Source organism: Xanthomonas hortorum, from assembly GCF_024339125.1.
In the GTDB taxonomy this organism is placed as follows: Bacteria; Pseudomonadota; Gammaproteobacteria; order Xanthomonadales; family Xanthomonadaceae; genus Xanthomonas; species Xanthomonas hortorum.
Genome location: NZ_CP101417.1, coordinates 5,203,990 through 5,226,790, shown reverse-complemented (window position 1 = coordinate 5,226,790; position 22,801 = coordinate 5,203,990). Strand labels below are relative to the sequence as shown.

At 65.0% G+C, this 22,801-nt stretch carries 11 protein-coding genes; all 11 read right to left on the bottom strand.

What is annotated here, in order from left to right; genetic code table 11:
- Positions 1–16: 16 nt before the first annotated feature.
- Positions 17–2,362 (bottom strand): GH92 family glycosyl hydrolase, encoded by a 2,346-nt coding sequence (locus NMB96_RS22460; protein WP_255085764.1) that lies wholly within the window; start codon positions 2,360–2,362, stop codon positions 17–19.
- A gap of 137 nt (positions 2,363–2,499) precedes the next feature.
- Positions 2,500–3,951 carry a glycoside hydrolase family 125 protein gene (locus NMB96_RS22455; protein WP_023904761.1) on the bottom strand — a complete coding sequence of 484 codons (1,452 nt, stop codon included), beginning with the start codon at positions 3,949–3,951 and terminating at the stop codon, positions 2,500–2,502.
- A 204-nt stretch (positions 3,952–4,155) separates the two neighbouring features.
- Positions 4,156–5,580, bottom strand: coding sequence for a 6-phospho-beta-glucosidase (locus NMB96_RS22450; RefSeq protein ID WP_023904760.1), 1,425 nt, complete (start codon positions 5,578–5,580; stop codon positions 4,156–4,158).
- Positions 5,577–6,494, bottom strand: coding sequence for a carbohydrate kinase family protein (locus NMB96_RS22445; protein WP_043889359.1), 918 nt, complete (start codon positions 6,492–6,494; stop codon positions 5,577–5,579). The genes NMB96_RS22450 and NMB96_RS22445 overlap by 4 nt, the downstream gene beginning before the upstream one ends.
- Complete coding sequence (locus NMB96_RS22440) at positions 6,491–7,858, bottom strand: APC family permease (RefSeq protein WP_255085762.1); 1,368 nt, start codon at positions 7,856–7,858, stop codon at positions 6,491–6,493. Before NMB96_RS22440 ends, NMB96_RS22445 begins: the two co-directional genes overlap by 4 nt.
- Positions 7,852–9,765: a beta-galactosidase gene (locus tag NMB96_RS22435; RefSeq protein WP_255085761.1), complete on the bottom strand. Its 1,914-nt coding sequence runs from the start codon at positions 9,763–9,765 to the stop codon at positions 7,852–7,854. The genes NMB96_RS22440 and NMB96_RS22435 overlap by 7 nt, the downstream gene beginning before the upstream one ends.
- Positions 9,766–9,843: 78 nt before the next feature.
- On the bottom strand, positions 9,844–12,732 hold the full coding sequence (locus NMB96_RS22430) for a TonB-dependent receptor (RefSeq protein ID WP_255087009.1): 2,889 nt from the start codon (positions 12,730–12,732) through the stop codon (positions 9,844–9,846).
- Between the two features lie 741 nt (positions 12,733–13,473).
- Positions 13,474–16,143, bottom strand: coding sequence for a glycoside hydrolase family 3 C-terminal domain-containing protein (locus tag NMB96_RS22425; protein WP_255085758.1), 2,670 nt, complete (start codon positions 16,141–16,143; stop codon positions 13,474–13,476).
- Between the two features lie 212 nt (positions 16,144–16,355).
- Positions 16,356–19,037, bottom strand: coding sequence for a beta-mannosidase (locus NMB96_RS22420; protein WP_255085757.1), 2,682 nt, complete (start codon positions 19,035–19,037; stop codon positions 16,356–16,358).
- Between the two features lie 21 nt (positions 19,038–19,058).
- Complete coding sequence (locus NMB96_RS22415; protein WP_255085755.1) at positions 19,059–21,488, bottom strand: family 20 glycosylhydrolase; 2,430 nt, start codon at positions 21,486–21,488, stop codon at positions 19,059–19,061.
- A 253-nt stretch (positions 21,489–21,741) separates the two neighbouring features.
- A complete protein-coding gene (locus NMB96_RS22410) occupies positions 21,742–22,797 on the bottom strand; it encodes a glycosyl hydrolase family 18 protein (protein ID WP_023904749.1) in 1,056 nt (351 codons plus the stop codon).
- Between the last annotated feature and the right edge of the window lie 4 nt (positions 22,798–22,801).

Below are 22,801 nucleotides of genomic sequence, written 5' to 3'. Positions count from 1 at the left end.
CGCGTAAGAACAAGCATCAATTAAACGACGGCGGCAGATCCTGCTTGTTCGCACCGAAGGCCAGGTTTGGTTTGGCACCCATGCTGAATTCCAGCGTGCCGCCAGCAGCCAGATCGGCATGGCGCATCCAGCTGCGGTTGATCGGTTTGCCGTTCCAGGTCAGCGATTGCACGTACACGTTTTGCGCGCTGCTGTTGTTGGCCACGATGCGCAAGGTGCGGCCGTTGCCGACATCCAGTTCTGCGCGCTTGAACAGCGGGCTGCCGAGGATGTAGTTGCCGCTGACCGGATCCACCGCATACAACCCCAGCGCACTGAGCACGAACCAGGCGCTCATCTGCCCGCAGTCTTCATTGCCGGACAGGCCATTGCGCGCGTCGTGGTACTGCTCGCGCAGCAGCCGGCGCACCATCGCCTGGGTCTTGTATGGCTGGCCGGCGTAGGCGAACAGATAGGCCACGTGATGGCTGGGTTCGTTGCCGTGCGCGTACTGGCCGACCAGGCCATCGATATCCGGCGGTGCATCGGCAGGCAGTTCGGAGCTGGTGGAAAACAGTTCGTCCAGCTTGGCGACGAAGCCGCCGCGGCCGCCGTACAGGTCCATGTAGCCGTACAGATCGTGCTGGTTGAGGAAGGTGGCCTGCCAGGCATTGGATTCGGTGAAATCGCGCCATTGTGTGAGGTGGCCCATGCCACGGGGGTCGAACGGTGTGGCCCAGCTGCCGTCTTCCAGGCGCGCTTGTACGAAGCCACTGTCGCGATTGAACACGTTGCGGTAATTGCGCGAGCGCTCGCGCAGTGCGCGTGCATCGTCGGTGGCACCGGCGGCCTGCGCCAGATGCGCACAGGCCCAGTCGTCGTAGGCGTATTCCAGCGTGCGGCTGACCGCTTCGTCCACCTTGTCGGCGGGGATGTAACCGAGCTTGCGGTAGTACGCCAGGCCGTGGGTGGTGTCGTCCATCGCGCGCTTGCGGTACGCCGGCCAGGCGGCTTTGTAGTCGATGCCGGTGAAGCCCTTGGCATGCGCTTCGGCCAGCACCACCGCCGAGTGGTAGCCGATCATGCAGCCGGTTTCCACGCCTTGCAGCGGCCAGATGCCCACGCCGTCCGGGCATTCGTTGGCGCCGCGCACCAGGCATTGCACCAGGTCCGGCACGCGCTCGGGCTGCACCAGGGTGAGCAGCGGATGCGCGGCGCGGTAGGTGTCCCACAGCGAGTAGGTGCTGTAGTTGTGATAGCCCTTGGGCGCGGTGTGGATCTTAAGATCCATGCCGCGGTAACGGCCATCCACGTCGCTGAAGAGCGTAGGCGCGAGCAGACTGTGATACAGGCTGGTGTAGAAGATGCGGCGTTGCGCGTCGTCGTCGCTGTCGATACGGACGCGTGCGAGTTCCTTTTCCCAGGCGGCTACGGCTTGCGCGTGCACGCGGGCGAAGTCGAAGTCGGGCAGTTCGGCGTCCAGGTTGGCCAGCGCATTGTCGGCGCTCACCGCCGAGATGCCGACCTTGATCAGCAGCGGTGCGTCGGCTGCATCCGGGTAATGCAAGGCGGCCTTGAGATGCGTGCCATCGGCGCTGCGCGTGCCTGCGGCCAGCGGCTGGTCTTCGTTGTACAGCTGCACCTGTTTGAACGGCCGTGACAGGCGCATGGCGAAATAGATGTAGCGGCCCTGTGCCCATTGATAGACGCGCCGGCCACCGGTGAGGGTGCGTTCGTCCACCACGCGCAGCTGTGCGTCGGTGATGCGGGTGGGGATGCCGGGTTTGTCCTGCATGCCATGGCACAGGTCCAGCAGCACGTGCGCCGGCTTGCCCTTGGGGAAGTGATAGCGATGCAGGCCGGCGCGCGCGGTGGCGGTGAGTTCGGCATGCACGCCGCTGTCCTTGAGCCGCACGCGGTAGTAACCGGGGGATGCGGCTTCATCGGCATGGTCGTAGCGCGAGCGGTAGCCGCTGTCCGGTGCGTCGAGCGCGCCGGGCACCAGCTTCACCTCGCCGGTGGCGGGCACCAGCAGGAAATCCAGCATGTCGCCGATGCCGGTGCCGGACAGATGCGTGTGCGAGAAGCCCATGATCGAGCCGTCGGATTCGTGGTAGCCAGAGCACGAATCCCACACGGCGTTGTAGGTGTCCGGGCTCAGTTGCACCATGCCGAACGGCAGCGTCGCGCCGGGAAAGGTGTGGCCATGGCCGCCGGTGCCGATGAAGACATCGACGTGACGGGTGAGGTCGGCGCGGGTGCGCGCATCGGCCGGCAGTGCGTAGTTGCCGGCGCGTGCGCGGGCGAGGCCTGTTGCCAGGGCGCCACTACCGAACAGTGCCGCTGCGATGGCGCCTTGGAGAAAACCGCGTCGTGTTGCCATGTGGTGTGGTCTCTGATGTCACGAGGTGGGTGCGCCGTACCCTCATCCGCCCTTCGGGCACCTTCTCCCGGCGGGAGAAGGGAAGATCAAGCGCTCTGCAGTTCCGCGTTGGAAGGGCGGTCGGGCCCTTCGCAAACTCAGGCGCTGCGCAGCAGCTGGGGTTTGCGTTGGTGCAGGTCGATGATCAGTTCGCCGAACAAGGTGTTGGCCCAGGCGAACCAGTCGCGGGTGAAGGTGCTCGGGTTGTCCTTGTCGAAGGCTTCGTGCATGAAGCCGGTGCCGGCATGGGTGGTTTTGAGCCACTGCAGGCATTGGCGCAGTTGTGCGTCGTCGTCGCTGACCAGCGCGTACTGGATGATCGACATCGGCCAGATCGTGCCCATGCCGCTGTGCGGGCTGCCGACGCCTTCGGCCGCCGTGCCGCGCGAGAAATACGGGTTGCGTTCGCTCCAGGCCAGCTGGCGGGTGCGCAGGAACACCGGGTCGGCGCGGTCGCAGCAGCCCAGGTAGGCCAGGCTGAGCAGGCCGGGGGCGTTGGCGTCGTCGATGAACAGCTGGTTGCCGTAACCGTCCACTTCGAATGCCCAGTACGCCTGCCCATCGGCGTCGCGTTGCTGACCAAACTTGCGTGTCGCCGCTTCCACTTCATCGGCCAGTGCGGTGCAGTCGGCGGCAAACTCGGTATCGCGGTGCAAGGCCGTGCTCATCGTCGCCAGCTGACGCAGCGAGGCCACCGCGAACAGGTTGGCCGGCACGAACAGCGGATACACGCAGGCATCGTCGGAGGGGCGGAACATCGAGTGGATCATGCCGTTGGGTCTGGTCGGCTGGCCGTAGCCTTCCAGCACCAGGGTTTCGGTCGCCAGCGGCGAGGGCCGCTGGAACACGTACGGGCCGCGATTCTCTTTGCGCTGCTGCTCGCGGAAGGTCTTGACCACCACGTGCATCGCCGCGCGCCAGTCGTCGTCGAACGGGGCGGCATCGCCGGTGGCGCGCCAGTATTCGTGCGCGATGCGGATCGGGTAGCACAGCGAATCGATTTCCCACTTGCGCTCGCCCACGCCGGGCTTCATCTCGGTGATGTCGTTGAGCGACCACTTCAGGCGCTGGGTCTGGCCATCGGGCAGGAAGGCATTCGCATACGGGTCGAGCCGGATGCACGCGGCCTGGCGCTGGATCAGGCCATGGAACATGCGCCGTAAGGCGGGGTCGCGCCTGGCCAGCGGCACATACGGGTGCACCTGTGCGGAGGAGTCGCGCAGCCACATCGCGTGGATGTCGCCGGTGATGACGAAGGTGTCCGGCTTGCCGTTGCGGGTGCCGGTTTCCACCGTAGTGTCGAGTGTGTTGGGGTAGCAGTTCTCGAACAGCCAGGCCAGTTCCGGGTCGGCGATGCGCGCCTTGATCTGCACGATCTGTTGCTCGACCGCCTTGCTGACGAAGCGGCGCTGCGCCTTGGGCGGGCGCTTGCTGACGAAGTTGCCGGCGGCCGTGGAGGTACCGGCGGCGAGGGCGGGCAGTGCACCGGCCAGCAGGCCGGCGCCTGCGCTGGCGCCCAGCAACTGAAGGATGTCGCGGCGGGTGTGCATGACCTGGAGGCTCCTTGGATTCTGCAAGCGGTCTGCACAGCGGCACCTCCGCATCAGCGGCGTGGCGCGCCGGACCGACGATGAGACCTATGCAGGACCAATTCCCGACGACCATACAACGTGTCCGCCGAATGTGCATAGTGCGTTCGCACAATTCGGCGCCGTACGCGTTGGGTTGCGGCCAACAGCAGACACGGCTCCCCATCAACCAGCCGCATGCGCACGCCAATGCGCCGGCCCCGCGCAGTGGCCATCGTCGTGCTCATGCCCGAACAGCTCCTCCAGCATGCGCCGCGACGGGCTCCACTCGCCGATCGCCGGGTGGATCAGCATCGCCTTGCAGGCGTCCAGGTGGCTGCCGCTGAGCGCTGCCTCGATCGCGGCGTGTTCGTAGGCCTTGAACGAGCGCACCAGCCCTTGCACGGCGCTGGGCAGCGGTGCGGCCGGGATCGGCACGATGCGGTCGCGGTCGATGTCGGCGGCGATTTCCACGATGTCGTCGTCGGCCAGCTCGGCCATTGCGCCCTGGTTGCGCACGTTGACCACGTGCCGGCTGGGCCGGGCGCCGGTCAGCGCGCTCATCACGTCTACGGCGATGCGGTGATAGCCGGTGCTGGCGCGGAACGGGTCCGGCTGCGGCGCCAGGTCCGGGGCGAAGGCCGAGCCGGCCTCGGCCTCCAGCTTCATGTACGAGCCGGAGCGCTGCGCCAGGTAGGCCGCATAGGTCTGCACCGCGCCGGTGGTGTCGCCGGCCTCCAGGCGGCTGCGCAGGTCGCCGATCAGGCTGCGGTTGAGCCGCTCGATCTCGCCACCGCGGCTGGCCCCGCTGGCACGCTGGTTGTCCAGGGCGCGGCGGCGTTCGTAGAAGAAATACAGGTACTCGGTGGGGATCAGCCGCAGCGCACGCAGCATGTCGAAGTCGAACAACGGCGCCAGGTACAGCTGACGCAGGATGGCGTCGTCGGCCAGCACGCGGTCGATGATGTCCACGCCGCGCAGGCGCACCGCGCGGATCCAGCCCAGGTGGTTGAGGCCGACGTACTCGCATTCCACATCTTCGGCCGGCTCGCCGAGCGCGCGCGCGATGTTGTGGAACAGCTCCACCGGCGTGTCGCAGATGCCGACCACGCGTGCGCGGGTGTGGGCGCTGATGGCCTGGGTGATCAGCCCGGCCGGGTTGGTGAAGCTGACCAGCCAGGCGTCCGGGCTCAGGCGCTCGATCATGCGCGCCTGTTCGATCGCCACCGGCACCGTGCGCAAGGCCTTGGCCACGCCGCCGGGGCCGGTGGTTTCCTGGCCGGAATAGCCGTGGCCGATGATGGTTTTCTCGTCGGAGGCGCGCTGGGCGATGCCACCGACGCGGATACTGTTGAGCACGAAGTGCGCGCCTTCGATCGCCGCTTCCAGCGATGGCGCGGCGTGCACCTGCAACGCGCCCCCGGACTCGGCGACGATGGCGCGGCCCATCGCCACCATCAGCGCCAGGCGCTCCTGGTCGGGGTCGTACAGCACGATCTCGCGCGCGCCCAGCGCTTCGGCGGCTTCGTTGACGCCGTACACCACCAACGGCGTGCGTACGCCGCCGCCGCCGATCAGGGTCAGTTTGCGATTGTCGACAGAACTGCTCATGGAACGTCCTCGTGTGTGGGGGGGAAGAGTTGAAACAGACCGTCTAGCGCGCCGAGCGCGCTGCAGCACGCCGCGCCGCTAAGGCAGCCTTGTTGCCCGCAGGCATCCAGCGGCTGGCCGTGCGTGTACGCGGCGATGAAGCCGGCATCGAAGGCATCGCCTGCACCGGTGGTGTCGCGTACCTGCACGGAGGGTGCGGCGATCGGGCGCGCGCCTGCGTCATCGACGACCATTGCGCCGGCGGCGCCGAGCTTGATCACCGTCTGGCCCAGGCCCAGCGCACGTGCCCAGGCCAGGCAGGCATCGGCGCCGTCGCCGCAGCCCATTAGCGCGGCTTCTTTCTGGTTGGGCAGGAACCAGGTCACCGCGCGGCAAGTTGCGTGGTTGGCCGGATCGGTGAGCCATGCCGGGCTGAAGCCGACGTCGAGCGAGGTGGTACAGCCGGCGCGGGCAAGTAGCGGCAACAACGTGGCTGCCGATGCAGCCGGCAACGGCATCGCAAAGTGCACATGCGCGGCCGCCGACATCGCGGCGATGCAGTCCTCGCGCAGTAGCAGCGCGCCCAACTCGGCGTTGGCGCCGATATAGGTGAAGAACGAGCGGTCCTCCTGCAGCGACACGCTGGTGGTCACGCCAGTGCCGGCAGTCGAGTCGATCAAGCCATCGGCCGAGACACCGAACTCGCCCAAACGCTGTTCGAACAACCCGCGGTCCTGCGCACCGATCGCGCCGATCACGCGCACGTTGCAACCCAGCTGCGCCAACGCGCAGGCGGTGATGAGGGTGCCGCCGCCCAGTTCTCGCTTGTAATGGCGTGCAAGCGCTTCTTCGCCTGGTGCCGGCCAGCGTTCGAAGCCGCTGAAGATATGGTCCAGATAGACCTCGCCGACCACCACGAGTTGCGCGGCGCTCATTGCAGCTGGAACGGCCATGCGCGCTGCCTCCGTGCCTGGATCAGATACAAGGCGCTGCCCACGCACAGCGCCACCACGGCGGCGAGCAGGCGTCGCCCCGGGCTGGTCGCCAGCAGATACAGCCAGCCGAACACGCTGATCAGCAGCGGCCACGGATACAGCGGCATTGCGAATGCCCGCCGACGTCGCTTGCGTCGCAACAGCACCACCGCCAGGCATTGCGCCAGAAACTGGAACAGGATCTGGATGATCATCAAAGTGGCGATCAGATCGTCCAGTGACAGCAGACAGGCCAGCGCCGAGGTCGCACCGACGAACAGCAGCGACACGGTGGGAAACCCGCCGCGCGGATGCAGCCGTGCAAACACGCCGAAGAACTGCCCGGCCGCCGCGGCTGCATACGGCACCCGCGAATACCCCAACTGCACCACCAGCGCCGAGCCCCAACTGGCGACGACGATCAGCGCCACCGCCACGGTGCTGCCGATGGGCCCGTAGATGGCCTGCATGAAGTCGGCCATTACCGCTTTGGATTGCGCCGCCTGCTGCCACGGCAGTACACCGAGCAAGGTGATGTTGAGGCCCAGGTACAGCAGCGCCACGATCGGGATCGAGATCAGCACCGCGCGTGGAATCGTGCGCCGCGGCTTGCGGATTTCCCCACCCAGCATGCACACGTTGTTGTAGCCGCCGTAGTCGTAGACCGCGATCAACGCCACCGCACCAAAGCCCAGCCAGAAGCCATGCGGCGACGCGGGGCGCGCGTGCAAGAACGCCGATGCAATGCCGAAATCGAAATGCAGCACGCCGCTGAGAATGATCCACACGCAGGCGCCGATCACCACCGCACTGACCAGCAGCGACAGCACCTGCACCGAGCGCACCTTGCGATAGAGCAGCAAGGTATTGAACGCGCACAGCGCCATCGCGATCGCGGTGAGCTGGGTATGGCCCAGCCCCGGCATCAGGAACGCCAGGTATTGCACGCAGCCCACTGCGGCAGAACCCACTGACAGCGGTGCGGTCAGCAGGGTTTGCCACAGATACAGAAAGCCGAACAAGCGCCCCCAACGTTCGCGGCCGTAAGCCTCGCGCAGATAGTGGTACGGCCCGCCCGAGCGCGGAATCGCCGCGCCCAACTCGGCCCACACCAACCCGTCGCATAGACACAACAGTGCGCCTGCGACCCAACCGACCAGCACCGCCGGCCCGGCCAGCGCCGACAGCGCCAGCGGAATGGTGATGAACGGCCCGATGCCGATCATGTTGAGCAGGTTGGCCGACAGCGCGCTCCAGAAACCGAGCGTGCGCGGCGGTGCCGAGGCCTGCGTGGTCGATGGCAGCAAGGTGGGTGCGGTCAGCATGCGCAGTGCTCTGCGTGCGTGACTGCCGATATGGTGTTCGCGTTGCGCGTGGAGGTAAGTCCTTCTGCGCTGTGAATTGCGGTGGGTTCCAGCCGATGCAGATCCAGCACCAGCACTGCGTTGTTGCCTTTCTTCAGCCACGCGCCCGGGCAGAACAGACACTGCTGCGGGCCGATCTCCCAGTAACGCCCCAGCAGCCGTCCGTTGATCCACAGATAGCCTTTGCGCCACAGGCTCATGTCGAGGTATATGTCGCCGACTGTTTCCAGCGCGATGTTGGCTGCAAAGAACAGGCCGGGCCGTGTGGATGGCCCTTGCAGCGCACTTAGCGTGGGCGCGTTGTCGCTATCCAGCGGCACGCCATAGACCTGCCAATCGCGCAGTTCCTTGCCATCCAGCTGCACCGGGCCGAGCAGGCCCTTCGCATCGCCCAGGGACGGGCCGAAATTGATATGGCCGAAGCTGTCGATCAGCACGTCCAGTGTGCGCTCGCCGGATGTGGTGCTCGGTAATGCTAGCTGCGGCGCGCTGTTGAGACGCGCGTGCCGCACGCGCGAGACGTGCCCGATCTCGTCATCGTCGAGGTGCACCGCCGCGTAGTCGTGCACCTTGCCAAGATCCAGCTGCGTGCCGGCCACGATGCGGCGCCGGTACACCACCAGCCCCAGGTTCTGCTTGAGCAGGGTCTGGTTATCGGTGGGCCGCTCGGTGTGTACAGGCCCGGTGCTCAGGTTGTCCCAAAGCGTGGCGACCGGGCGTGCAAGGACCGATGCAAAGCGCGCGCGCGGTGGTGCGTCCGGGATCGCTGGCAGCGCAGTGCTGGTGTGCTGGGCGATGATCTTGCGCAGCGCCATGTACGCAGGCGTGGCGCGGCCGCCTTCGTCGATCGGTGCGCTGTAGTCGTAGCTGGTAAGTGCGGGCTGGAAGTGAGAGCCGTCGTCTTCGGCATTGGCACCGGCGCTCAAGCCGAAATTGCTGCCGCCGTGCACCACGTAGAGATTGAACGAGTAACCGGCGGCCATCAGCTGTTGCAGCATCGGCGCGTAATCGCGCTGCGCAAACGCGTCTTCGCCCCAGTGTGTCAGCCAACCGGGATAACCTTCGGCCACCCACACCGGTGCATCGCTTGCGATCTGTTTTGCTTCCTGCAGTTCAGCCAGATCGGCGCCATCCAGTCCCAGCGCGGCGTCGGGCAGATAGGCCTTGCGCCGGCGCAGATCCTTCATGCCTTCGGCCAATGAGAACGGACCATCGATACCGTGCTGGCGCCACAGCGCGGCCAATGCCTGCAGATAGCCCACATCGCTGCCCTGCATGCTGTATTCGTTTTCGATCTGCAGCATCAGCACCGGCCCGCCGGCGCTGGCCATCAGCGGTGCGATACGCGGCGCCACGGCGGCGATATAGCGCTGCACTGCTGCCATGTAGCGGGCATCGTTACCGTCGCGCAGGCGCATGCCCGGCTCGCGCAACAGATACGGCGGCAGCCCGCCCAGCGTCCACTCGGCGCACACGTACGGGCCGGGGCGCAGATACACCCACAGCCCTTCCTGTTGGCACAGCCGGATGAAGGCAACGAAATCGCGTTCGCCGGTGTCGAAATCGAACTGCCCCGGCTCGCGTTCGTACGCATTCCACATCAGATACAGCGCGATGGTGTTCAAGCCCATCGCCTTGGCCATGCAGATGCGCTGCAGCCAATCCGCACGGGCGATGCGCAGCGGATGCATCTCGCCGCTGCGCAATTGCCACGGTTGCTGATCCAGCACGAACTGGCCACGCTCGAATCCAAACGTATGCGGGCGGCCATCCGGCAGCGGTGCATGCAGCGACGACAGCACCGCCGGCGCGGCCGCCAGACCGAACGGTGCGAGCAGGCCGAATGTACACAGGCTTCTGCGTTTCATCGCTTCTCCAGGGAAATGGAAGGAGTCGTCGCACTGCGCAGCGAGTGGCAGTGAAAGGCGGCGCGTAGTGCGGCGGCGTTAGAACGCGTACTTGACCGTGAACAACGCAGTACTGCCGGCATCGACGATGTCGGAGATCGCCAGATTGTTGCGACCCACATGCGCCCAGTAGCTGTATTCCTTGGTCAGGTTGGAGATCGACAGATCCATGCTCACGCCGTTGTCGAAGCGGTAGCCGGTGTGCAGATCCACGCGCCGGGTCGGGCGCGCCCACAGGTCGTTCCACGGCGCGCCTTCGTGCAGAAAGTCGTAGCCCAGCAGGTACGAACTGCTGAAGTGGTAGCTCAGGTTCAACGAGAACCCGTTGTGTTCGTAGAACAGCTCCAGGTTGGCCATCGCCGACGGCGCCGATTGCATGTGCTCGTTGTCGAAGCCGTCCAGCCCCAGGTCGGCGCGCGCATGCTGGCGGGTGGCGTTGGCGCTCACGCCCAGGCCGTCGAACGGCGCGGGCAGATCCTGAAACTTCTGCCGCGCGCTGAGTTCCACTCCGTAGATCTTGCCGTCGCCGCCATTGGTGGGCATGTGGTACAGCACCGTGCCGCTGCCGCTGGTGTTGCCATTGGCCTGGGCCGAGCCGGCGTCGTAGATGTAGTTGCGCAGTTGCTTGTAGAAACCGGCCAGCGAAAAGAACCCGCCGCGTTCGGTGGACCATTCTCCGGACAGATCCAGGTTGGTGGATTCGATCGGCTTCAGATCGGGGTTGCCTTGCGTGATCGTGGTGACGCCGTTGGAAATATCGATCTGGCTGCCGCCACCCAGTTGCACGAAGGCCGGGCGGGTGTAGCTGGTCCACAGCGATGCGCGATATGCGGTGCGCAGATCCGGCCGCCAGGTCAGGAACACGCTGGGAAGCGGTTCGTTGTAGGAAGTGCTGTTGTGATCGAAGTAGCCCACGATCTCGTTGCCGTCCGCATCCACCGGACTCACCCAAAAGGTGTTGTCGATGGCGGTGTGCTCGAAGCGCACGCCGGGCACGATATCCAGGTTGCCCATGGTGAAGGTGGCAGTGGCATAGGCGGCGCTGACCGCCTCGGTGCCGCGCATGGTGTTGCAGTTGTAGTTGTTGACGTAGAACGTGCTACCGCAGGTATCAAGATCTTCGTCGGTGAGGTGTTGGGCGATCACGCCGGCCACTGCGGCTTCGCTCACGCGCGGGGTATTCCAGTCGTATTTGCCGGGAAAGATCGAGGCATAGGTGCCGGTGAAGATGCCCAGATCGCCCAGCGTGGTGGTGCCGTCCACGCCACCGGTATACCAGTCGCGATTGGTGTAGCGGCGGCTGCTCTTGCTGTACTTCACCCCGAACTGCACTGACCGCAGCGCACCATCTTCGAAGTCGTAGCGGGTATCGAAACGCGCGCCGCCTTTCTTCTGGCCGGAGTAGATCTTGGTCTGCTCGCCATAGCTGCTGGCAAACAACGCCGGGATGTTGTTGACCTGCGCCAGCAGTGCAGGCGTGAGCTGTGGATACGGGAATGCACCGCCGCCGTAGCGCACAAACGTGTTGCCGGAATAGGCGTAGTTATCCTGGGTGAATTTATCTTCGCGCCCGTCGATTTCGACATGGTCGGGGCGGTCGTTGTTGCCGAAGCTGTAGAACAGGTTGGGCATGAAGGTCCAGCCGCCCGCGGTCTTTTTCGCGCCGATCTGGAAGGTCGCCAGGTCGGCGATTTCCGGGTTGGTCTCGTACCAGAAGCGCGAAGCGATGCGGCCGATGTTCGGTGTAAACACACCCGGTGTGCCGGTTGGCACGTAGCTCACATCCTGCGGCAGCAGCTGCACGAAGGTGGTGCCTTGCTCGGTCTTGGCATAGGCGTAGGTCATGCGCGCGTACAGCGACAGGCTATCGTCCACATGCCAGTCGAACGAGGCATTGCCGCCGTAGCGGCGCTCCCAACCGGCAGCGATGCCCACGTTCATTCCGGTACTGGTGAGGTTGTGTTGCGGATCGAAACCGGCGGCGTTGCGGCCATCGGCATCGGTGTTCAAGTATTCCCACGAGCCGTCGTTGAGCGCGCTGGTGGCGGCGGCCACTTCGCTGTTGGTGGTGGTGCGGTAGTCGTAATACGCGCTGGCATACACGCCAAACTGTTGCGCATCGCCGAACTTGTGCTGGAACTCGCCACCGAAGCCGCCACCAAGACCATCGCCGCCGTAATCGCGCGCACGGCTTTCCACCCGGCCGCTGCCGGTGATGCTGCCGCTGGTGGTGTCCTTGTAGTCGTAGGCGGTGGGCGTGCGGAAATCCAGTGTGCCGCCGATCGCATCGCCATCCATGTCGGCAGTGGAGGTCTTGTTGGCGACGATGGTCTGCAGGCCGCTTGGCGGCAACAGGCTGAGCTGCACGCTGCGGCTGTACGGCATGCCTTGCGCCACGGTGACGCCGTCGATCATGTTGACGTTGTATTCGGACGGCAGCCCGCGCACCGAGGCGAACATGCCTTCGCCGCGCGCGGCGCCATCGATGCCGCCGAAATAGCCCGAGCCGGTGCTGGTGATGTTGATGCCGGCGATCAGGCCCAGCGCTTCGGCCACGTTGTGCACGGCGGTGCGTTGCAGGTCGTTGGCCGACAGCACGTCCACCGTGTTGGCAGCGTTGATCTTCAGGTCGCTGGCGTCGTAGCGATTGCTCACCACGCTGACCGCTTTCAGTTGTTTGACCTCCTCTAACGCGATGGCCACCGATGCGGTGCCGCTGTCGCCGACTTGCACGCTGGTTTCGGCGGCGCTGAAGCCGGGGTAGTCCAGATTCAGTGCGTACTGCCCGGCAGGCACATCGCGGATGACGAAGTGCCCGCGCGCATCGGCGACCGCGCTGTAGGCGGTACCGGCGATGCGCACCTTCGCATTGGCTGCGGGTTTGCCGCTGCTGCTTTCTTTCAGGTCTCCCTCCACGGTGCCGGCCATTGCGGCTGCGGCCGAGGCCATGCCGGTCACGGTCAGGATTGCCACGATCCATTGCTTGCCGTTCGTACGCTCGCGCTTTTCCACGTGCCACCTCGCCAGATGCTGGGCAACGTTGCCGATGGCAACGCCCTCCGATGCCTTGCTCTTGGGCAGACGGTCTGCACGGCGATGTGCGCGCACGGCATGGCACAGCACGCGATCAACGCGTGTGCGAGTTACCGAACGGGATTGCGCCGGAGCGTCTGCCAGCTTGGACAGCTATGCAGGCGTCAGTGGCGAGGCGGGGAGTACCCGGCGATGCACTTGGAGCGCGAGCGCATCGCGCTCAATTTGTAATGCTTGGTCATGACGGCTGCACAAGCGTGACGGCAGCGTGGCATGCGTGAGTGCGATGCACTGCAAGAGCTGCAACACGCAAGCGCTGGTCGATACGACGATGCTGCATCCAACCATCTCCCAGTGCAGGTGCTGCGTGGAAACGCTGTTGCCATCAAGGTGAGTCGAGCGCATCGCCGATGGCGCGTGTTGCCGACTGCGGTCAGTGATAGACCTCGTTTTCGCGTCTGTCAAGCAGGTGTGAAGTGTGTGCGAAGATCATCGTATTGCCTGCGGATAGATCACCAATTGGATGGTGCGCAGGCGCGATGGCTGCATCTTGCGATGCACTGCAACACAGATGCATAACGCAACAGGCGCCGGCCATGACAGCCGACGCCTGTTGATGTCCTGCAGTCGAACTCTTTACTTTGGCAAGGGCGAACGCCCCGAAATCGAAAACGACGCCGCTTCACCAACCGCGCCGGTGCCCGGCTGGCCACCACCGACAAACAGCGTGTAATCGCCGGCTTCCACCGCACGCTGTCCCGTGCGATCCACATCGCTCAGGGCGCGCGCATCCAGGGTGAAGGTGAGCGTGCGCTGCTCACCTGGTTTTAGATGCACACGCTGGAATCCGACCAGACTGCGCAAGGGAGATTGCGGCCGATCCGGATACTGCAGATACACCTGCGCCACTTCATCGCCGGCGCGCGTGCCGGTGTTGCGCACTGTGGTGGTCACCTGCATGGTGCTGCCGGCTTGCAGCGTTGTGCTGGACAACTTAGGCGCTGCGTAGGCAAAGCTGGTGTAGCTCAAGCCGTAGCCGAACGGAAACAGCGGCTCGCCCTTGAAGTAGCGGTAGGTGCGGCCCTTCATGTCGTAGCTGACGTACGGCGGCAGGTCCTTGGTGGAGCGATAGAACGTCACCGGCAAGCGCCCGCCGGGGTTGTCGTCGCCGGCCAGCATGCGCGCAATGGCGGTGCCGCCGGACTGCCCCGGGTACCACGCCGCCACGATTGCGTCGGCATGTGTCTTGGCCCAGTTCAAGGCCACCGCACTGCCGCTCATCAACACCACCACCAGCGGCTTGCCGGAGGCCTTGGCGCGCTCGAGCAGCGCTTGCTGCGGGGCGGGCAGGGCGATGTCATTACGGTCGCCGCCGTCGAAGCCGGGCACGTCGATACGCAGTTCTTCGCCTTCCACATCCGGCGACAGACCGACGAAGGCCACCACCGCATCGGCCTGCGCCACCGCCTGTTCGGCTTCGGCCAACTGCGCGGCGGCCGGTGCCAGCCACTCCAGGCGCACACCTTGATCCTGGCCGCGGTGTTCCATTTCCAGCCGGATCTTGCGCGGGCGGGTGTCGTCGAAATGCAGCACGGTTTCCACGCTGCGCCCATCGGCGTTATGCATGCCGGTCGGCACGTGCTTATCTTCGGCATTGCCTGCGACCACCAGCTTGTCGTCGATGTACAGGCGCACCGGATCGTGGCCGGCGCAGTCGAAACAGCGCGCCACCCTTACCGCCAGCGTGTAATCGCCAGCGCTTGGCGGCAGCAACTCGCCGCTCCAGCGCACTGCGTAACGATCGGCCGGCACGCCCTTGGCCGGGCTAACCTGGTCCCAGTTGAAGCTGATGGCGCGGTCCTGTCGCACTACGCGCGCCGCACCTTCCATGTCCACATTGTCGAAATACTCGCCACGCAATCCCGGCTTGCCATCGCTGCGCAGCGCGGTTTCCGGAATCATGCCGGGCACGCCCGCCGCCAGCGGTGCACCTTGTGCGTAAATCACCTGCTGCACGCCGAAGCGCTGGCGCAGGCCGAGCAACGGGGTGACCGGCGTGGACGAGGTGCCTTGATAATTTGCTTCCAATGCCGCCAACGCATCGGCATTCGGGCCGATCACCGCCAGCCGCGCGCCGGCTTTCAACGGCAGGGTGTTGGCGTCGTTCTTGAGCAACACGATCGATTCGGCGGCCGCTTTCAGCGCCAGCGCACGGTTGGTGGCGTTGTCGATGTCCTTGGCGCCGAGCTTTGCATACGGATCCTTGCGCGGCGCTTCCAGTTCGCCCAGGCGATAGCGCGCGGCAAACAGGCGCACCAGCGATTGGTCGAGCAAGGCTTCGTCCACTTCGCCGCGTTCGATCGCCGTGCCGAGTTCGCGATAGGCATGCCCGCAATTGAGATCGTGACCTGCCTTGAGCGATGCAGCCGACGAGCCGGCGTTGTCGGGGCGGAAGTAATGGAACTGGGTCATGTCGTCCACCGCATCGCAGTCGGACACCACAAAGCCCTTGAAGCCCCAATCGCCACGCACGCGGCCGTTGAGCAACCAATCGGCCGCGCAGGCCGGTGTGCCGTGCAGCGAGTTGTACGCACACATCACCGAGCCGGCCTGGCCGTCGATCAATGCAGCGCGGAAGGCGGGTGTATAGGTCGCTTCCACATCGCGCGGCGACACATCCACATCAAAGCTGTGCCGGCCCGGTTCCGGCCCGCTGTGCACGGCGATGTGCTTGGGCGTAGCGATGGTGCGCGGGTGATCGAGATTGTCGCCCTGCAGCCCGCGAATGAAGCCGACTGCGAGCTGCCCGGTGAGGAAGGGATCCTCGCCATAGGTTTCCATGCCGCGGCCCCAACGCGGGTCGCGGAAGATGTTGATGTTGGGCGACCAGATGGTCAGGCCCGCATAACGCTTGTGGTCCTTGCCCGGGCCGCCGGCCTGATTGAACTTGGCGCGCGCCTCGGTGGAGACCACCGTGCCTACCTGTTGCATCAGCTGCGTATTCCAGCTGGCGGCCAGGCCGATCGCCTGCGGAAACACCGTGGCGTAGCCATTACGCGCAATGCCGTGCAGGCCCTCGCTCCACCATTCGTAGGCGGGGATGCCCAGGCGTGGAATCGCCGGTGCATCGTTCATCGCCTGCGCGACTTTTTCCTCTCGGCTCATTTGCGCCACCAACGCGGCGGCGCGTTGTTCCGGCGCTTCATTGGTTGATTTTGCGGCAAATGCCGGCGCGCCAATCAGCGGCAGGCCCAGACCCAGACTCAGCGCAACGGCCAGGCGGCATGGAAATACGGACAACGACATCGATTCACTCCTGCGCCACGGTACTGGCCGTCACGCGTTGTTCTTGGATTGCCCGCAGTGACATTGCGGGCAGCGGTGATTGCTGAGCTGTTGCTGGATCGTGGGCGATAGGCGTTGCAGCACGCAGACGATGCGCAACGCGCTGTCTTCGCGGATAGCGCAGCGCCCTGATGTGAGCGCTGCGCCATCATTTGACGCCTTCTCCGAGCGGCTTACTTCGTCTCGGCAGGCTCTGGCGGTGCACCGGCCAGCGTGCTCGCAAGGTCGCGCACCTGCAGCGTGGACTGCAACTGCGCCAGCGCAGCTTTGCTGCTCACGTGCACGGTCAACGGCTCGCCCGGCAACAGGTCGAAGGCGTTGTCCGACAACGTGGCATCCACATCGCCGAACGACAGCCACACCTCGCGCGCCAGCGTAGGGCTGGACAGCGTCAGTGCATAGCCATCGCCATCGGCGCGCCACTGGCTGTCGATCTTCGCGCTCGGCAAGGCCACTTGTTTGGCGGGTGCGAAGAACACCACTTCGCGCGACAACAGCGTCTCGCCGTCCAACAATTCGAACACCGCATAGCTGCGCTTAGGATCGGCGCTGCCGAGCAATTGCTTGTCGCTGAAGTTGCCCACCTGCAGGCTGCTCAGCGGCTTGACCGTGGTCTTTTCTTCGCGCTTGCTCAGCAGCTTGCCATCCATGCTCATGACGCGCATGCGCCAGCGTGCGGCCAGCGGGGTGGTGCGGTCGGACACCAGTGACACCTCGGTCTGGCCCTTGTCGTTACGCAGTGCGGCGATCAGTTCCGGCGCGTAGAAGCGGCGGGCGTGGTAGTGCAGCGCCTTCCAGCGGCCATAATAATCCACGCTGGACCACGAGGCACCCGGCCACACATCGTTGAGCTGCCAGTACAACGAGCCCATCGATTGCGGACGCGAGGCGCGCAGATGCGAGGCAGCCAGGTTGATGCCCTCGGCCTGCATCAGCTGGCTCAGGTAGACGAAGCTCTCGAAATCCTTGGGCTCGCCGAATTCGCGGCGGATATACAGCATCAGCCGCTTGTTGCCGTTGCCCTTGTCGAACTTCTGATGCACGCGCATCACCGGCGATTCCGGATCCATGTCGCCGGGTTCGGCGAACGCGCGCACGGTGCGCATGTCCGGGAACGACTGCAGGCCGTATTCGGACATGAAGCGCGGGGTGACGTTGAGATACTCGGTCACCGGCAGCGCGGGGCCGCCCCAGACCTTCCAGTAGTGCATGTCGCCATCGTTGGCCTGATCGGCGGCGCCATCGAAGTTGGTGCCCGGCGAGGTGGACCAGTACGGCACGTCGCTATCGTAGGTGGCCACCACTTCGCGGAACACGGTGCCGAACAAGGTGGTCATGCCGCGCTCGATACGCGTGCGTTCTTCCGGGTCCACCGACTGCTTGAATTTGACTCGGTCGCCCCAGTTTTCCCAACCGGTCTGCACTTCGTTGTTGCCGCACCAGAGAACAATACTGGGATGGTCGCGCAGCCGCTTGACCTGTTCGATCGCCTCCTGCCGGGTGTTCTCGCGGAACTCCACGTCGTACGGCGGCACCGCGCCGCCGAACATGAAGTCCTGCCAGATCATGATGCCCAGCTCGTCGGCCACCTCATAGAAGCGGTCGTCCTGATAGTGCCCGCCGCCCCACATGCGCAGCATGTTCATGTTGGCATCGCGCGCGTCCTGCAAGGTGCTGCGCATGCGCTCGGGGCTCACGCGCGCGGGAAACGCATCCAGCGGAATCAGGTTGGCGCCCTTGGCGAAGATCGGGATGCCGTTGATCACGATCTCCATGCTCTTGCCGTACTTGTCCTTTTCGCGACGCAACTCCACCGAACGCAGGCCGGTGATGCGCTTGATCTGCTGGCTGTCGCCATCGGCATCGCGCACGCTGGCCACGAAGGTGTAGCGGTCCTGCGCACCATAGCCGGCCGGAAACCAGCGCTTGGGTTTGGCGATGCGCACCGGCAAATCGATACGGTTCTGGCCCGGGTCGACCACCGCCTGCTGGGTGAACTGGCCGACACTCTTCCCATCCGGCCCAAGCACATCCAGCGTCACCTGCACCGGCCCGCTACGGCCGGCCTGCAGTTCCAGCTGCGCCTGCAGTTGCGCACTGTCGGCGTCCACACGTTGCTGGGCGATATGCAGCCCGTCCACGCGCACCGCATCCCAGGCTTCCACGCGCACGTCTTTCCAGATGCCGGCATTGACCATGCGCGGGCCCCAGTCCCAACCGAAGTTGTACGGCGCCTTGCGCACGTAGGTGGAGCTGTGCCGCGACTCGGGTTCGTCGCCGAATGCCGAATCGTAGGCGCCCGGCAGCGCGTACGGCTGCTTGGCCAGCCACGGCTGGATCTTCTTGATCGGCGAGAACAGCTTGACCTCGAGCACGTTGTCGCCGCGCTTGAGCAGGGATTTCGCATCCACCCACCACTGCCGGAACATGTTGTCGGCGCTGAGCAGCGGCTTGCCGTTGAGGGTGACCTCGGCAAAGGTATCCAGGCCATCGAACACCAGTTCGACATGCGCGCGCTTGAGCGTGGCCGCATCGACGTTGAAGCGGGTCTGGTACTGCCAATCGCTCAGGCCCGCCCACTGGATCTTGCCTTCGTTGTCGCGATAGAACGGGTCTGGCACCACCTTGGCGGCGATCAGATCGGTCTGCACCGCACCCGGCACCTGCGCCGGCAACCATGCCGCCGCTTTCGGATAAGTCTTGGCCTGTTCCTGACCCGGCACCAGCCGCACCTGCCAGCCGGTGTCCAGGGTCGTTGCCGTGGGCGGCGCGGCCCAGGCCTGCGAGATGGCGAAGGCCAGGGCAAGCCCGAGACGGGCGGGTGCGGGGACGAAACGATGACGGGACAGGGGCATGGATGACTCTCCTTGGATAAATCAGCGCGTGGCGGCGGGGGGCGCCTGCGCGGTGGTTTCAATCAACTGGACGGCGCCGATGGCATACAACGGGCCGCGAATCGGTGCGGTGAAACGCAGACACAGATCATGGACGCCGGTGCGTGCAGGCAATGGGGTTTCCAGCGTGAGCTGCTCGCCCACGCTGTCGCCCTGGGGCAGACGTACGCTGGCCAGCAGTTCGCCCTCGCAGCCTTGTCGCACTTCCAGCTCACCGCCGCGCGATTTGGCCGGGTACTGCACGACCTTGGATTGCTCGTGGGCCAGACCGAAGTTGTTCGGCAGACGTGCGGCCTCGACCCTGATCGCACCGATGCCGTCCAGGCGCGTTTGCGGATAGAGGCGGCAGGCATGGAACAGATCGACGTTGTAGACCGGCGTATCGGCAGCGGTCATCTCCGGTAGCAGCGGCAAGCGCAGGCCGAGTGCCCCTGTTTCGACGCAATCGCGCAGGCCTTGCGTATCCACGCGTAACAACCCGGCACGATCAAAGCTGCGGCTGCGCGTGGCGGCCAGCGCCGTGCCATCGGCATCGAAGGCAGTGGCCTTGACCGTGGTCGGCAGCTGGATCGTAAACGGCGCCTCATAGCGCGGCGATGCCGGCGTGGGATCGCTGCCGTCGGTGGTGTAGTGCAGCGTGCCCGCGCCAGTCTGGGTGCGGAGCGCCACCTTGGCCGGGCCACCGGCCAGCACCGGATTGGGGCCGGATTCCAGCGCGATATCGGCAGCGAATGCACCGTCGCTGTAGTCGATGCCCAATGCCTTATAGCGCTGCAATTGCGCCGGCAGGCGCGCCAGAAAATCCTTCCAGTTGCGCGCAGCCACCGGCGACCACGTCACTTCCGCAACGGCAGACAGACGCGGGAACAACGCGTGATCGATATGCCACTTCGATGGAATGTATTCGGACCACAACGCGCCCTGCGCACCGAGTACATGCGTGGCCTGCTCGGCGCTGAGTTCTTTTGGTACCGGGTCGAACGCGTAGACCTTCGACAGCGGCAGAATCGTCAGGCGGCCGTTGGGCTCGTCGCTGCGCGTGGTCTGCAGATTGTCCAGATACAGCCAGTCGCCTGGTGCAAGCACCACATCGTGACCTTGCTTTGCCGCCACCACCGCGCCTTCGACGCCGCGCCACGACATCACCGATGCACTGGCCGGCACGCCGCCTTCCAGAATTTCATCCCAGCCGATCATGCGCCGGCCATGTTGGGTGAGGTACTGCGCCAGCTGCGCGTTGAACCAGCCCTGCATCGCGTGCGCATCCTTGACCCCGAGCTTGCGCATCTGCGCGCGCACCGCAGGCGAGGCTTCCCATTGGTCCTTGACCGCCTCATCGCCACCGATGTGGATATACGCCGACGGGAACAATGTCAGCACTTCATCCAGCACGTTGGTGATGAAGCTCAGGCTGCGCTCGCTGGTGTTGAACAGATAGGGGTTGACGCCCCAGTTCACACCGACCTGCGTGCGCTGGCCGGGCACGCCCACCTCTTCCGGATACGCCGCCACCGCGGCCTGCGCATGCCCGGGCATGTCCAGCTCGGGCAGCACGGTGATGTGCAGACGCGCCGCATAGGCAACGATCTCGCTGATCTGTTCCTGCGTATAGAAACCGCCGTAACGCTCGGGTGTGCCGTGCCGTCCGGCACCGGGCGGGGTGCGCCATGCACCGACCTCGGTGAGCTTGGGATAGCGCTTGATTTCGATGCGCCAGCCCTGGTCGTCGGTGAGATGCCAATGCAGCACATTGAGCTTGTGCGCGGCCATTGCATCCAGCACATGCTTGACCGTGGCCACATCATGGAAATGGCGGGCCACATCCAGATGCTGACCACGCCAGCTGAAACGCGGCCAGTCGCGGATCGCCACCGACGGCACCTCGACCTCGCCCTTGCGCGCGTCCGGTGTCATCAGTTGCCAGGCGCTGATCGCGCCATAGAACAAGCCGGCACCATCGCGTGCGGCAATGCGGATGCCCTTGGCATCCACGTCCAGGCTATAGCCTTCCTTGTGCGCCACCGGTGCCTGCGGTGTGCGCTCCAGGCGGATGCTGTGCGGCGAGGCGCTGGTTTCGGTGCGCACTTCCAGGGTCAGGCCGCGCGTGCGTTGCAGCAGGCTGGCCAGCGTCTCGGCGCTGCGGCGCACTTCGGCGTTGCCGGTGGGAATCGAGATCACCGTGCCGGTGCCGACGCGAAAACTGCCACTGCCGCGCCTGGCTTCGGCCGGGGCGGGAATCAAGGGCAGCGGTGCATTGGTGGCAGGCAGTGTCGAGGCGCTGCCGGGACTGGCCGCAGCCGGCATGCTTGCTGCGTCGCGTTGGCCGCAACCAGCTACCACCATCGCAGCAAACGCCAGCGCAAGCAGGCGCGATAACGACAAGCGCAAGCCAGGTGCGGAGTTCGACTTCATGCAATCACATCCCGATGTGGCGGCGAGAACACGGCAGCCACGCACAGTAGCAAAGCCATGCCGGATGACGCAGGGACTGGCGCACGCTTCGTTGGGGTGCGCGCAGTGTGCGTGCTGCGTTGTGGAGAGGCGCATGCACTCTCGTCAGCAGCTGCAACGCGGGCGCGGGCGATGCAGGAATCGTATGTCTGTCCCGATTCAAGCACCGAACCGCGCCCGCCTGGCGGTGAGCGCAGTAGGTTTGTTGCTGCTCTTAGCGCTGCGCGCTCGGCAACTCGTCCCACACCTTCGGATCTTCGGCGCCCAGCACCCAGCAGCTGAAACCTTCCAGACCATACTGCTTCACCATGTCGTAGCGCGCCTTGAAGCTGCGCGCATCCGGGCGGAACACCCACTCGCGCATATCGTCGCGATAGAAGTAGAACCACGATTCCTGCTCGACCGGATCCCACTGCACGGTGGCGTTCTGTTCGATCGCCAACGGGAACGATTCGTCGGCATCGATGTAGGTGGCCGCGATGTTCGACGCTTCGGTGCCGTCTTCCTTCACCGGGTTGCCGGTGTACCAGCGGTAGCCGTAGGTGGCGATGCCGAGCGAAAGCTTCTCTTTCGGCACCTGGGTGATGGCGTAATCCAGATGCTTCTTCATCCACACCATGCCATCCACCGGGCCGGGCGTGGTCCAGCGGGTGTGCTGGTCGTAGGTCATGATGCTGACCAGATCCGCGGCCTGGCCCAGCGCCTTGAGATCATACGCACCGCGCCAGTATTCCCACATCCACTTGGAGAACTGGCCGCCTTCGGCATGGCCCGGCGCATTCGGCACCACCGCCACCGACATCTTGAAACCTGCCTTGTGCAGCGCATCGGCGGTCTGCTTGACCATCAGCGTGTAGGCGTCGCGGTCGGTCCAGGCGATGTTTTCGAAATCGAACTGAAAGCCGTAGTACTTGTGCTGCTTGCCGTGGATCAGCAGCGACTCGATCATGCGCTTCTTGGCTGCTTCGTCGTGCATCAGCTTGTGGAAGCCGTCGCGGCCGGTGGTCATCGACAGGATCGGCATCACCCGCAGCTTGTTCTGCTTGGCGATGTCGTACAGATAGGTGTTGGGCGTGCCGTTGACCAGGCCGTTCTGATCCACGCCGTACCAGGTCGGCACCACCACATCGATCTTGTCGACGTTGGCGATGAACGAGTTGGTCGATTTCTGCGTGTTCATCAGATAGAACAACGCCGTGGGGTTTTTGGCCAAGGCAGGCGCGCAGGCTAACGCCAGCGCGAGCAGTATCCAGGTCAATCGCTTGCTCATGAAA